Annotated in this window: 12 protein-coding genes; 7 read left to right on the forward strand and 5 right to left on the reverse strand. The window is 60.3% G+C overall.

The features are described from left to right. From ABDX87_RS17115 to ABDX87_RS17135, 5 genes are all read left to right on the forward strand, one after another. The gene (locus ABDX87_RS17115) at positions 1-888 is read left to right on the forward strand and encodes a type II secretion system F family protein (RefSeq protein ID WP_346828949.1); all 888 of its coding nucleotides are present in this window, start codon (positions 1-3) and stop codon (positions 886-888) included. Between the two features lie 9 nt (positions 889-897). Next, positions 898-1,626 carry a tetratricopeptide repeat protein gene (locus ABDX87_RS17120; RefSeq protein ID WP_346828950.1) on the forward strand — a complete coding sequence of 243 codons (729 nt, stop codon included), beginning with the start codon at positions 898-900 and terminating at the stop codon, positions 1,624-1,626. Continuing rightward, positions 1,623-1,904: a DUF3613 domain-containing protein gene (locus ABDX87_RS17125; protein ID WP_346828951.1), complete on the forward strand. Its 282-nt coding sequence runs from the start codon at positions 1,623-1,625 to the stop codon at positions 1,902-1,904. The genes ABDX87_RS17120 and ABDX87_RS17125 overlap by 4 nt, the downstream gene beginning before the upstream one ends. 619 nt (positions 1,905-2,523) lie before the next feature. Beyond that, a complete protein-coding gene (locus ABDX87_RS17130; RefSeq protein ID WP_004376391.1) occupies positions 2,524-2,832 on the forward strand; it encodes a transposase in 309 nt (102 codons plus the stop codon). Positions 2,833-2,840: 8 nt separating this feature from the next. After that, positions 2,841-3,671 carry an IS3 family transposase gene (locus ABDX87_RS17135; RefSeq protein WP_346833549.1) on the forward strand — a complete coding sequence of 277 codons (831 nt, stop codon included), beginning with the start codon at positions 2,841-2,843 and terminating at the stop codon, positions 3,669-3,671. Positions 3,672-3,843: 172 nt separating this feature from the next. Here the strand turns inward: ABDX87_RS17135 and ABDX87_RS17140 are convergent, their stop codons facing one another. Next, positions 3,844-4,611 carry a response regulator transcription factor gene (locus ABDX87_RS17140; RefSeq protein WP_346828952.1) on the reverse strand — a complete coding sequence of 256 codons (768 nt, stop codon included), beginning with the start codon at positions 4,609-4,611 and terminating at the stop codon, positions 3,844-3,846. Positions 4,612-4,758: 147 nt separating this feature from the next. After that, a complete protein-coding gene (locus tag ABDX87_RS17145; RefSeq protein WP_346828953.1) occupies positions 4,759-5,229 on the reverse strand; it encodes a prepilin peptidase in 471 nt (156 codons plus the stop codon). 75 nt (positions 5,230-5,304) lie between these two features. Here ABDX87_RS17145 and ABDX87_RS17150 point away from each other — a divergent pair, with 75 nt between their 5' ends. Further along, the gene (locus ABDX87_RS17150; RefSeq protein WP_346833550.1) at positions 5,305-5,754 is read left to right on the forward strand and encodes a TadE/TadG family type IV pilus assembly protein; all 450 of its coding nucleotides are present in this window, start codon (positions 5,305-5,307) and stop codon (positions 5,752-5,754) included. Beyond that, complete coding sequence (locus ABDX87_RS17155) at positions 5,744-8,503, forward strand: PAS domain-containing sensor histidine kinase (protein WP_346828954.1); 2,760 nt, start codon at positions 5,744-5,746, stop codon at positions 8,501-8,503. Before ABDX87_RS17150 ends, ABDX87_RS17155 begins: the two co-directional genes overlap by 11 nt. Before the next feature lie 607 nt (positions 8,504-9,110). Here the strand turns inward: ABDX87_RS17155 and ABDX87_RS17160 are convergent. From ABDX87_RS17160 to ABDX87_RS17170, 3 genes are all read right to left on the reverse strand, one after another. Next, positions 9,111-10,973, reverse strand: a complete 1,863-nt coding sequence (locus tag ABDX87_RS17160; RefSeq protein ID WP_346828955.1) for a pilus assembly protein TadG-related protein — start codon at positions 10,971-10,973, stop codon at positions 9,111-9,113. Positions 10,974-11,243: 270 nt separating this feature from the next. After that, a complete protein-coding gene (locus tag ABDX87_RS17165; RefSeq protein ID WP_346828956.1) occupies positions 11,244-11,810 on the reverse strand; it encodes a DUF4136 domain-containing protein in 567 nt (188 codons plus the stop codon). A gap of 55 nt (positions 11,811-11,865) precedes the next feature. Next, positions 11,866-12,489, reverse strand: a complete 624-nt coding sequence (locus ABDX87_RS17170; RefSeq protein ID WP_346828957.1) for a DUF4136 domain-containing protein — start codon at positions 12,487-12,489, stop codon at positions 11,866-11,868. Positions 12,490-12,504 lie beyond the last annotated feature (15 nt).

Genomic DNA, 12,504 nt, shown 5'->3' on the forward strand with positions numbered 1-12,504 from the left:
ATGGTTTTGATGCTCAGTGCTCTCCTGTTCGCAGCGGCTGGATTCTTTCTGATGCTGTCCGTGGCGCGTCAGCGTCGTAACGCGCGCCAGATCATGTCTCGGCTGCATGGTGAGATCGCGCGTGACAGTCGGGTCGGCAGCCTTCTTCGCCTATTGGGTGACAGCCGATTCGGTCAGCGCTCCGTCAGCCTGGACAGCGAAACGCAGATCCTGCTCAACCGTATCGGCTGGCGCCGGGCGCGACAGCGCTCACTGTTCGCCGCCTGTCAGGTGGGTGTCCCCATCGTCGCGGTGTGCGTGGTCATGCTGATTCAGGCGCTGTTTTTCAGCGACGTGCAATACCCGGTCATGGCGCCCCTGTTTGCGGTCGGTCTTGGTTACCTAGCACCCAAACGAGTACTCGCGGCCGCGGCTGCCCGTCGGCAAAAGCGGACGGTCGTCGAGATCGGTACTTTCATCCCGCTGCTACGGATCCTGTTCGAGTCAGGCATGGCCGTTGAGCAGGCACTGCGCGTGCTGAGTTCCGAGGGCAGCAAACTTTTGCCGGTTCTGTCTTCGGAGCTGCGGGTGATGCTGGTGCGGGTCGATTCCGGGCTCGAACTGGGTGATGAACTGAACAAGGTCGCGTCAGTGCTGGCCGTCGATGAGTTCAGTGACACCTGCGTCATTCTCAATCAGTTGATTCATCAGGGCGGCGGGGCGATGAAGTCACTGCTCACGCTCAAGCAACTGATCGATGATCGTCGCCTGACACGCCTGCAGGAATACATCTCCAAGCTCTCGGCAAAGATGTCGGTGGTGATGATGGTGTTTCTGTTTCCGGCATTACTGATCGTATTGGCCGGGCCGGGTTTTATCGCCATCGGCAAGGCTTTGGGTTCGCATTAGGGAGATCGCATGAAAGCAGTCATCGCCGCATTGGGACTGGTCCTGCTCAGCGGGTGTGCCACGGATGGCAGCGCGCCCTGGCTAGCTCAGGCCACCAGCCGCAGTTGCGCCAAGCCAACCTCGGATCAGGAGCTGGCGTTGAACATGGCGCAGGACATGGCCGACGAAGGTCGTCTGCACGCCAGCCTGGCCAACCTCGAAAGCCTGCCGTCCACGCTGCCGGAGGTTCGGCTGCGCAAGGCGCGGGTGTTGCGCCTGTTGGGCAGCAATGAGGCCGAGCCGCTGTACAAGAGTTTGCTGGGCACCTGTCGGGCAGCCGAAGGCGAGCACGGTCTGGGTCAGCTGGCAGCAGCGCGCGGGGACAATGGTCAGGCGTTGATGCATTTGCAGGCCGCCGTGAAGCTGTCGCCCACTGACGAGAAAATCCGTAATGACCTCGGAGTGGTGTATCTCAATCAACTGAAGCTCGACCAGGCGCGGTTCCAGTTTCTGACGGCGATCGAACTCAAGCAGTCCGACACGCTGGCCGCGCTGAACATGGTGACGTTGTTGATCTATCAGGACGACTGGACCCAGGCGGCGGAGCTGGTGTCGCGGACGGGGCTGACACCGGATCAGGTCAACGATGCGCAAGCCCGCGCCGAAAAACTCAAGGGCGCCTCGGGCGGTTCGCCCATCAAAACCGACAAGGTCGCCACCGTCACCGATCCCGCCGTGATTGCAGGGAGACAGCCATGAACATCCGTGTGTTGATCGGCATCAGTCTGGCATTCGTCGCTGGAACTGCCGCAGCGATTGAGCCAGGACCTTCCTCGCCAGACCAGAAGCAGACCGACGCCTGGCTGCAACTGCAAGCCAGCGGCAAGGCCGCATCGTCGGTGCCGCAACCCTCAAGCCCCATCGAACGCGACCTGAGCATGCAGCGCTGGTTGAACAGCTATCAGCATCCCATCCCGGACTTTTACGAGCAGAAAAAGGGCGGCAGTGTGTCGGGGGGCGGCTCAGGGAGTAACTGAAGCGCAATCGGACGAATGCGGTGTGTCATTCATCACTAATGCTGCTGACCCACCGCATTCGCGAGCAAGCTCGCTCCCACAGTATCAGCGTCGTTCTCAATTCTTTGGAACGTCGCGGACCCTGTAGGAGCAATCGGAAGTTACGACGGTCGCGAACGCGGTATGTCATTCACCGTTGAAGCTGCTGACCCACCGCATTCGCGAGCAAGCTCGCTCCCACAGTATCAGCGTCGTTCTCAAGTCTTCGGAGCAACGCGGACCCTGTAGGAGCAATCGGAGGTTACGACGGTCGCGAACGCAGTGTGTCATTCAGCATCAATGTGGCTGACCCCCCGCATTCGCGAGCAAGCTCGCTCCCACAGTATCAGCGTCGTGCTCAAGTCTTCGGAGCAACGCGGACCTGTAGGAGCAATCGGAGGTTACGACGGTCGCGAACGCGGTATGTCATTCACCGTTGATGCGGCTGACCCACCGCATTCGCGAGCAAGCTCGCTCCCACAGTATCGGCGTCGTGCTCAAGTCTTCGGAGCAACGCGGACCTGTAGGAGCAATCGTGAACTGGCCTAATGATCTCGGACACCTCTTAAGGGCGATATGATTCGCCTATTCAGGAGGTTCCATGCAAGAACGAAAGACCTATACCCGCGAGTTCAAGCAACGTGCTGCAAGCATGGTTCTTGACGATAACTGTTCGGTTCCCGATGTCTGCGCATCAATGGACGTCGGTCCTACGGCTCTGCGCCGCTGGGTTGATCAGGTTCGTAAAGAACGCCAAAAAGGACAGCCCGTTGCAGGCACCAAGGCGATCAGCGATGAGCAGCGAGAACTCCAGCAGTTACGCGCCAAGATCAAACGCCTTGAGACCGAGGCCGAAATCCTAAAAAAGGCTACCGCTCTCTTAATGTCGGATCCCGATCGTTTTTCCTGATCGAGGAGCTGAGAGAGTCAGGCTCGTATCCGACCTGCCAGCTTTGTGACGCGCTGGGCGTTTCTCGCAGCGCGTTCTATGACTGGCTTCATCGTCGTTCAGCGCCGGATGCCAAGCGTGACGTGCTCCGGGCAAAGGTCGTGCAATTGCATGCTGAAAGCAGAGAAAGTGCGGGGGCGAGAATGATTTCTCAGTGTTTGAAGGCCCAGCAGCTCAGGGTTGGAAGGTATCTGGCTGGAAAACTCATGGCAGAGGCAAACCTGACCAGCAGGCAGCGCCGTCGCCACCCGTATCGCTCCAGAGGGGTTGAGGCATTTGTGGCCAAGAATCTGCTTGAACGTAATTTTCAGCCAGCAGCCATCAATCAGGTCTGGTGCGGCGACGTTACCAGTCTGATGGTCGGGAAACGTTGGTACCACTTGGCCGTGGTCATCGACCTGTTCGCCCGACGAGTCGTTGGGTGGGCATTTTCTCTGATCAATGACGCCAACCTGGTCACCAAAGCGCTCAGGATGGCGGTAGAAGTACGAGGCAGGCATGCAGGTCTGATGTTTCATTCGGATCAAGGCTGCCAGTACACCAGCCAACGCTTCCAGGCTGGACTGCTTGAGCATGGCATCACCCAAAGCATGAGCCGCAGAGGCCAGTGCTGGGACAATGCGCCGACGGAGCGATTCTTTGGCACGCTCAAATCAGAATGGGTACCCGCCAAGGGCTATACAGAGATCGAAGAAGCCAGACGGGACATGACCAGCTTCTTTATGCGATACAACCGAACCAGGCTCCACAGCTACAACAACTACCTGTCGCCAATAGCCATGGAGCAGCAGGCAGCTTGATTACCGTAACCGGTGTCCGGGATTACTTGACCAGAACATCGGAGGTTACGACGGTCGCGAACGCGGTGTGTCATTCACCGTTGAAGCTGCTGACCCACGCATTCGTCAGCAAGCTAAACCCCCACCCCTTCGGCTAAAACCTGACGCCGATGAGGGGTTGGGGATCCAGGCCTCAATGCGCCGTCACACGCCCCCGTGCCGCGGCATTGTTCGGTGACAACGCCAGCGCCAGTTGGGTGCGGTTGTGCATGTGGGTCAGCCGCAGGACTTGAGACACATACAGCTTCACGGTGTTTTCCGTGATGCCCAGCTCGCAGGCGATCTGGTAGTTGGTCTGGCCTTTGCTCACCAGCTTGGCGACCTCCAGCTGGCGCGGGGAGAGTTGTTCGAAGATGGCGGGCATTTCAAAGTCGACATCGCTGTCCCCGATGACCGGCTGAGCGAGCTGTCGTGATTTGTCCAGGTCCTGGCAAAGGTCGTCGATGGACGCCGCCAGAAACTGCAACTTGTCGTTGAGATGGCCCAGGTGCTGGACGTTTTTCACCCGCTCCTCCAGTGATGCTTGCTGGCGTTGCACGCCTTCGAGCATCTCGTTCAGGTCCACGGGTTTCTGATAATAATCGGCTATCCCGGCCCGCAGGGCCTTGATCACGTCCTGTTTCTCGGCGCGACCGGTGAGCATGATGGATTCGAAGATGCGTTTCTTCCCGGCCAGCACCTTCATGGCTTCCACCAGTTCGATGCCGTTCATGCCGGGCATGTCCAGGTCACACAGCACGATGGCAATGGCGCTGTCGTCGCGGAATCGTTCCAGCGCCTCCCGGCTCGAATAACAGGGCACGCAGCGGTAGCCGCTGCCTTCCAGAAATTCGGTGATCTCATCGACGATAAGGGGCTGATCGTCGACCACCAACACCTTCACGGCTGAATACTTGTTCACTCGCGACTCCCTGCGACTGCTTTTGAACGGGTCCGGCGCCATGGAGGTCCTTCACGGCATGCCACTGTAGGACGATCTCTGTCCGGACGTAGGGATAAACCTAGTCGCACTTTCTGACTATGTACATAGAGTGAGATGGCAATTCGACTAGTGGATCGAGAGCGCCGTCGCCGCGAAGCCTACAAACAAAAACGGCACGAAGGGCTGTTTGTTTGACGCGTGCGGCGCAAGGTTGGGGTATCGGTTTCTAACCCGTTGACTCACATGGCACCAGCGTTTTTGACGCAGGATCAGCCAGATCACAGTGGCCACCCCGGCCCCGATAAACGTCCCCAAAAGGTGTACGTAATCGCTGCCCAGCGCCAAGGCGACCAAGAGTTTCACATCGCCTGCGCCGAGCCTGTTCAAGGCATAACCCGGCAGGGTCATGACCAGGGCCAACAGTAACGCCCACCACGCATCCGGCGCCGGGGCGCCGAGCCAGCTGTTGCCGTTTATCAGCAGGTACATCAGAAAAAACAGCGTGCCCCCGAACGTCAATGCGTTGGAAACCTTTCTGCCTCGGGCGTCCTGATCGGCACAGACGGCAAACCACAGCAGCAGACCAAGTAAATTCATGGGGTAAAAAACGTCCTGTTTTTCGGAAAGAATCTATGCTCCATGCAAGGTAGCACTGTCAGGGCAGACGTCGGCATGCGAAGGATTCCCCGCAATTTTTCCCCCCTTAAACAAAAAGGCGCTGCGGCCATCGAGTTCGCCTTGGTGTTCGTCGTTTTTTTCGCCGTTTTCTATGGTGTGGTGACCTACAGCCTGCCGCTTCTGATGATGCAATCCTTCAACAACGCCGCCGCCGAAGCGGTCCGTCAGAGCGTAGCCATCAGCCCAAGCGCCGCCAACTACCAGACACTGGTGCCCAACCAGGCCAAAGCCGCGCTGGCCACTCACCTGAATTGGATACCGTCGTTCAACGTTGCCTCGGACGCCACCGTGTCTTTCGACGGCAAGTTACTACGGGTTCTGATCAGTTATCCGAAAACCAAGCTGACCCAGATCTTGCCGGTCCTGACGCTGCCCGGGGTTGGCGACGTGCCGAATCTGCCGACCTATCTATCTGCTGAAGCGAGCCTGCAACTTGCCCCTTAAAAACGAAATCCTCAATCGCTGGCTCGGGCGCGCCGATGCGCCTCCAGAGCGCGAAACCGTCGTGATCGAGCCCACCCAGGCCAGTGCCGACTGGCACATGCAGCTGGATGAAGACGGGCGCGTCACGAGCATCAGCAAGTCGTTGCGCGGGGCGTTGGGCCTGGCGGCAGCGATAGCGCCAGCACAACGGTTACTCGGTTACTTGATGCCCAGCAGCGCACTGGTGGTGGAGGGTGTGCCCAAAGAATGGCTGGGGCACATGCTTGACCTGGATTTCAAGCGGCCCAACGGCAACGTGTTGCACACCCGTGGCTGGGTGCAGGCGCAAGGCGGTGTTTGGCTGTTGCAGTTACTCGACATCGGCGACCTCATGGAAGAGGCCAACGTCGCGCAGAGCCGCCAGCAGTGCCTGCGGCTTGCCGGGCAGATCGCGGAAAAGGTCCGGGGTTGCCATGTGGAGCGGTTGCAATCCGTGACGGCCGATCAACTGGAAGAGCTCGCCCAGAGTTATCGGGTGCCCTGCCTGGCGTTGGCCCTTGCCGAGCCGGGCGGAGTCGGGTGGCGCATTTATGCGCATTACAACGCGCACACCGCGCCGCAGCTGTGGCAGGACAGTCAGCGGCTGGGCACGGACCTGGATTCGCTGAACGGCACGGTCACCCACCAGATCGACTTTAGCGTGCCAACCCCTCTGGTCCACCTGCAAAGTGCATTCGGCAACGCCAATGGATTTCTGTTGCCGCACCACAAGGAAGGCTCGGTCAAGGCATGGCTGTTGTTCGGGTTCTATGACGCGGCGCAGCAGGTTCCCGATCTCGGTGAGCGGGAGTGGATGAACCTGTGTTCGGCGCTTGCGGGGCCGATTCTTTATCGGCACGCCGACCAGGCCCACCGGCATCAACTGGAACGGCTGGCGGTGCTGCAGGACCTGCTAGGCACCGGTTGGTGGGAATTGTTGCCCGACAGCGAGGAGGTGCAACTGGCGCCGCAGCTGGCGCGCACCCTCGGCTTGCCGGAGACGAGCGATGTGCTGCCGCTTGCCGAGTGGCTGCAACTGATTCACCCCGCCGACCGCCACGAACTGGAAAGCCGGATGGGCCTGTTGCGCGACCAGGGCACACCGATGCTGTCGTGCGTCAGGCTGCGGCAGGACGACTCTGGCGAGGCTCCGGTCTGGTTGCGCATTCAAGGTCAAGTGCTGGTCAGCGGGCAGGCACGTCGCGTATTGGGCTTCATGCTCGACGTCAGCGATATCAAGAATCAGGAAACGCAGGCGGCCGCGGCGCATGCGCGGCTCGACAACCTGATCGCCAGTTCGCCGGCCGTGATCTACGTGCTGGAGTACGACAGAGGCAGCCTGGAACCGACGTTCTTCAGCGCCAGCCTGACGCCACTTCTGGGCTGGACCCTCGCCGAATGCAGCGACGGCCAGCTCACCCAATACATTCATCCCGAGGACCGCGACATCTGGTTTCAGCGCACCCGTCAGTTGTTGCGCGAAGGGGTGGTCAGTTGCCGTTATCGGCTGCGGGACAAAAAGGGCGAATACCACTGGTTGCTGGACGAAGCCCGGCTTCTGCGCGACGACCTCGGCATGCCGGTGGAAGCAGTCGGGCTCTGGCTGGATGTCACCGAGGCAACCCAGGCCACCGAGCGCGTGCGCGAAAGCGAGGAGCGTTACCGGATTCTGGTCGAAGACTCACCCGCGATGATTTGCCGCTACACACCGGACCTGAGGTTGAATTTCGGCAACCGGCCGTTGGCGGATTATCTGGAGTGCACGCCTGCCGAACTGCCCGGCATCAATCTGGGCGAATGGTTTTCGGCGGAGCAGAAAGAAGCCTTCCTGCGGCGCATCGACGAACTGACACCGGAGTCGCCGACGACCACGGCGGAGATCTGCCTGGAACTGCCGGGACGCGAACATGCCTGGTGGGTCTGGGCGGATCGCGGGGTGTTCGATGACAGCGGCAAATTGATCGAGATTCAGGCCGTCGGCCGTGACAACACGGAAATTCGCCGCACGCGCATGCAGCTCAACCAGAGCGCGAAAATGGCGACCCTCGGTGAGATGGCGACGGGTTTGGCGCACGAGATCAACCAGCCCCTCAACGTCATGCGCATGGCGGTGGTGAACGTGCTCAAGCGCCTGAGCAACGGTGATGTGGAAGTCGATTATCTGACTGACAAGCTCAACCGTATCGATACCCAGGTGCAGCGCGCCGCGAGGGTGGTCAACCACATGCGCGTGTTCGGCAGGCGTTCGGAAATCGAACAGCAACTCTTCGACCCGATCGACGCCGTGGACGGCACCCTGAACATGCTGAGCGAAGGCATGAAGGGCAAGGGCGTCGAACTGCAAATTGACGAGCCCGGGCCGCGCGTTCAGGTGCGCGGTCATGTGGATCAGCTTGAGCAGGTGCTGATCAACCTGATGGTCAACGCGCGAGATGCGTTGCTCTCCAAGCGTGAAAAGAACCACGACTTCGAACCCTGGATCGCCCTGCATGTGGAGCAGGACGAGCAGACGATCTGGCTGGTCGTCGAGGACAACGGCGGCGGCATCGATCCGCGTCTGCTGGAGCGTATCTTCGAACCGTTCTTCACCACCAAACCGGTGGGCGTCGGCACCGGGCTCGGCTTGTCGGTGAGCTACGGCATCGTCGAGCAGATGGGCGGGCGATTGAGTGTCAGCAACTCAAGCGAAGGTGCGTGCTTCCGGGTTGCGTTGCCGATCGTGCGGGAATAGTGCACAACACTCGCGTGTGGCTCTGGCCCACGGGCGTGGTGTCTGATTGTTCCCACGCTCCGCGTGATAACACGGCGAATGACGCTCCGCGTCACCCTGGACGCGGAGCGTCCGTAGCGGCATTCCCACGCGGAGCGTGGGAACGATCAGCCTTGTGCTCACTGACGCTCTACGGCGTGTACGTCATTGGCGGCCTGACGCAGACTGTGTAGGAGCAGTCGGAGGTTACGACGGCCGCGAATGCGGAGTGTTATCCACCGCTGATCCCGCTGCCCCATTGTCATCGTGAGCAATCAGCCTTGTGCTTGCTGACGCTCTGCGGCGTGTACGTCATTGGCGGCCTGACGCAGACTGTGTAGGAGCAGTCGGAGGTTACGACGGCCGCGAATGCGCAATGTCATCCACCGCTGATCTCGCTGCCCCATTGTCATCGTGAGCAATCAGCCTTGTGCTTGCTGACGCTCTACGGCGTGTACGTCATTGGCGGCCTGACGCAGACTGTGTAGGAGCAGTCGGAGGTTACGACGGCCGCGAATGCGGAGTGTTATCCAACGCTGATCCCGCTGCCCCACTGTCATCGTGAGCAATCGAACTGCCCGATTCGGTCTCAGATCACCAAAACCGCCTGAGCGGGATGACAGCTGAGGTTGGCGCCGACGTTGACGTTGGCGATGTTTACCCCGAGATTTTTCAGCACCAGGTTCAGCAACGGATCCAGAAGCGGTCCCAGCAACGTGCCGAGCAGTCCGGCAATCGTGCTCACCAAACCGTTCACGATCCCCATTACCGTGTTCAGAACCAGCCCCAGCAGGCCGCCACTGCTCGCCGTATGCAAAACGACCGGGTTGCCCAGGCTGTTTCCCAGTTGCGTCACGATGTTGGGAGGACCGCTCAGTGAAAGCACCGGCGACGGCGTTGCATTGATCTCCGCAGGCTTGGCAAAATTCAGCGTGGCGCGGTTAGGGGCGATGGGAAGGTTCACCATCAAACCCACACCGCCGCCGCCGAAGCTGGTCTTCGGTGTACCGGTGCGCACGTCCAGCAGCACCAGTTCTTGAGGCGCGGGTAAATCGCTGGCCGAGGAATTCCAGGCGCTGCTATCGATCTTGCCGACCTTCAGTTTCACCAAGGCTGTATTGGTATCGGCAGCCAGGCTCTTGGTGTCGTCGGAGGCGCAGGTAAACCCGGTGACGTGGCTGCTGGCGCTTGCCGCTTCCAGACTGATATCCAGTCTTAAAGGCGCCGGAGCAATCTGAACATCGGCATTCAACAGGCCCAAAGCCAGACTTATGGCGCTGCTGGCCAGGCCAAGCTCCGAACCCAAAGAGCTGAGGTCTACGGTCGTCAAGGTACGTACCTGCGCCGTCCTGACATAGATCTGATTGGGGTCGGTGCTGTTGGTAGTCGCAAGACGTGGATCGCCTGCGGCAGAGAGTTGCGACGGCTCGACGATTTTCACCTTGGTGCTCAGCCCGACCAGTCCCAGAACATTGGCAGGAACCGTGGCATAGACGGCGCTTTTGCTGTTGGCGACCTGTACGAACCCTTGGACCAGGCTGAACACATTAAGGTTGGTATTGAGCCCGGCCGAGGGAAGCCCGGTCTGCACGCTCAAAAGGTCCTGAAGCCTGATGGTGGAACCGCTGGCGATGGTGCTCACACTGAGCAAGCCACTGATCGCAGCCTGCACAGCCGAATTATTCTGAGGCAATACGGTTGCGGCGGTCTTCAGCAGTTGTTTAATTGAAACGTTGGTCGCAAGCAACGCTGTGTAGTCGCCCGCCTTTGCGTTTACGTCGATTGCCAACTGGTCTAGGTAGCTCAGCAGATTGATGTTGGTGTTCGCCAGGCCGTTGTAGCCGACCGCAGAGAGATTCAGCGTTCCGCCCAGCAGTCCGCCCCATAACGTATTCAGTAATCCGGCCTGACTGCTGTCGACAGTGGCGAGGGTGCTGTTAATCGTCAACTGCGCCAACGGCTGCAACGGCGGGGTCGCAACAGCGACCGCGGTCAGCTGAATGTCCGTCGGCGTCGGGTTGGTGTCGAACATCGCGCCAATGCCCGCTGCAATGCTGCGGGCGACGGAGTGGCTGACGATGACCTGAATGGCGTCGGATTTTGTGGCGTCCACCACAAAACTGCGGCGGCTGTCGGCGCCGGTGGAGAGGAGGCCGCAGCGTGTGGTCAGGGTGCGGGTGCTGTCCGTGACGGTGAAGCCGTTGCGCGTGGCGCTCTGCGTCGCATAGCTGTTGGCGGTGCTGGCTCCCGCGCAACTACCGTTCAGGCTCGCGGCTTCCAGCGCGGCCATGTCGGCGACCCGCTGCAAGGAACGTTTTTCCATGTAGAGCCGACCGCTGTCGACCACCACCAGGGTGCAAAGCAAGGCCAGGGCCATCGTCAGCGCTGCCAACAATCCTATGGCACCTCGCTGCCGATCCCGGCGTGCGCAGGAGGACATCAGGGGAGACATCAGCACTCCTTCGGCAACGCCGTCGCTACTCACCCGAGATGCAAGGGAGTGTAGTTGGCGCTTCGGGAATGTGCTGTGTTAATGGTGGCGTTTGGTCAGCGGTGACGGCGCAAAGGCTGAACCGCGTGCGGACTCCCGTGGGAGCGAATTCATTCGCGAGACGTCGGTACATTCGACACCTCTGTATCGCCTGGAAGATCATTCGCGAATAAATTCGCTCCCACAGGGGACAGGGTGGACCAGCACGCCAAGGTGGCGGTCACCCATCGATCAATGAGGTGGATACTGCTGAAGAATTTTCTGCACGGTCTGACGCAGCGCCAGTTCGCGCGCCGCCGGGTTGGCGTTGCTGTCGCTCACGACCTGCTCAGTGCTGCCGCGCCACACCAGTTTGCCGTCCTTACCGTCGAGCATGTCGATCTGCAGGGTCGAGACCTTGTAATCGACGTTGCGCGTCTCAGTGCCGATCGGTCCGCCCCAGTAACCGCCCCACGGGTTGCCCCAATAGCCGCCACCGCCATAGTTGGTGGTGACCATCTGTTGGCGATTCTCGACAATCAACCAGGCTTGCACCTGCAAGTCAGCTTTGGCGCCCGGCGCGGCCATGCGCAGGCCCCGTTGATCGAGTTGCTCGCTCACTGACTGTCGAATGCGTTGTTCGGTCAGGTCACTCTTGATGCGTGGGTCGTTGGGTTGATATTGCAGGCCGGGTTCTTTCCAGGCCCAGGTTCGGTACCCGCCGAAGTCGCGCTGAGCGTCGAAGTCACGATTGACCCGATCGGTCTGGCAGGCGGCGAGCAGCAGGGCAACACACACAACAGCGATACAGCGAAACATGTTGGTTCTCCAGAGCATGCACATAACGGTTGCGTAGCAGGACGACTCAAGCGCACTACGTAGGAGGATACGCTGTCAACGCGCGCTGAACGGCCTGACGCAGCGCCTTGGCGCGATCCGACTGATCACAGCCACTGCCGGTTTCGGCGCTGGCGCTCCACACCGGCTGGCCGCTGCGGGCATCGAACATACTGATGCGCACGACCACCACTTGCTCTTGGTAGGTGCGGACAATCGGCACACTGGCGTAGCCGCCGTAACCGTTGCGATAGCCGTTGTAGTACCCCACACCCGCGCCGCCGTAATACGGGTCGTAATAATCGTCCCTGACTTGCCGGATACGGGTCTCTGTCCGGGTGTCAGCGGTTACGCGCAAGTCGGCGGCCTGGGGGTTCTGCGAAGGACGAAGACCGCGCTGATCCAGTCCATTGCTTACCGCTTCGGCCACTTGTGCGGAGTCAGCCCATTGAGTGCCAGGCGGCAGTTGGCCGTTGAGCCACGTCCAGTTGCGATAGCGACCGAAGTCACGTGGCGCGGCCGGGTAGGCACTCATGTCGATCGCATTGGCCGCGTGTGGCGGCGCAGGCGGGATCGCGGCGGACACGGCGTTGTAGGGGTTGGGACTCTGGCACGCGGCGAGTCCCAGGCAGAGGGCAAGCAAAGCAAGGCGGCGTTTCATGATGGTCTCCGCAGA

The sequence above is a fragment of the Pseudomonas abietaniphila genome (genome assembly GCF_039697315.1).
Taxonomy (GTDB): Bacteria; Pseudomonadota; Gammaproteobacteria; order Pseudomonadales; family Pseudomonadaceae; genus Aquipseudomonas; species Aquipseudomonas abietaniphila_B.

Coding starts and splice junctions, on each gene's coding strand:
- ABDX87_RS17115 (WP_346828949.1), top strand. CDS start 1: ATGGTTTTGATGCTCAGTGCTCTCCTGTTCGCAGCGGCTGGATTCTTT.
- ABDX87_RS17120 (WP_346828950.1), top strand. CDS start 898: ATGAAAGCAGTCATCGCCGCATTGGGACTGGTCCTGCTCAGCGGGTGT.
- ABDX87_RS17125 (WP_346828951.1), top strand. CDS start 1,623: ATGAACATCCGTGTGTTGATCGGCATCAGTCTGGCATTCGTCGCTGGA.
- ABDX87_RS17130 (WP_004376391.1), top strand. CDS start 2,524: ATGCAAGAACGAAAGACCTATACCCGCGAGTTCAAGCAACGTGCTGCA.
- ABDX87_RS17145 (WP_346828953.1), bottom strand. CDS start 5,229: ATGAATTTACTTGGTCTGCTGCTGTGGTTTGCCGTCTGTGCCGATCAG.
- ABDX87_RS17150 (WP_346833550.1), top strand. CDS start 5,305: ATGCGAAGGATTCCCCGCAATTTTTCCCCCCTTAAACAAAAAGGCGCT.
- ABDX87_RS17160 (WP_346828955.1), bottom strand. CDS start 10,973: ATGTCTCCCCTGATGTCCTCCTGCGCACGCCGGGATCGGCAGCGAGGT.
- ABDX87_RS17165 (WP_346828956.1), bottom strand. CDS start 11,810: ATGTTTCGCTGTATCGCTGTTGTGTGTGTTGCCCTGCTGCTCGCCGCC.
- ABDX87_RS17170 (WP_346828957.1), bottom strand. CDS start 12,489: ATGAAACGCCGCCTTGCTTTGCTTGCCCTCTGCCTGGGACTCGCCGCG.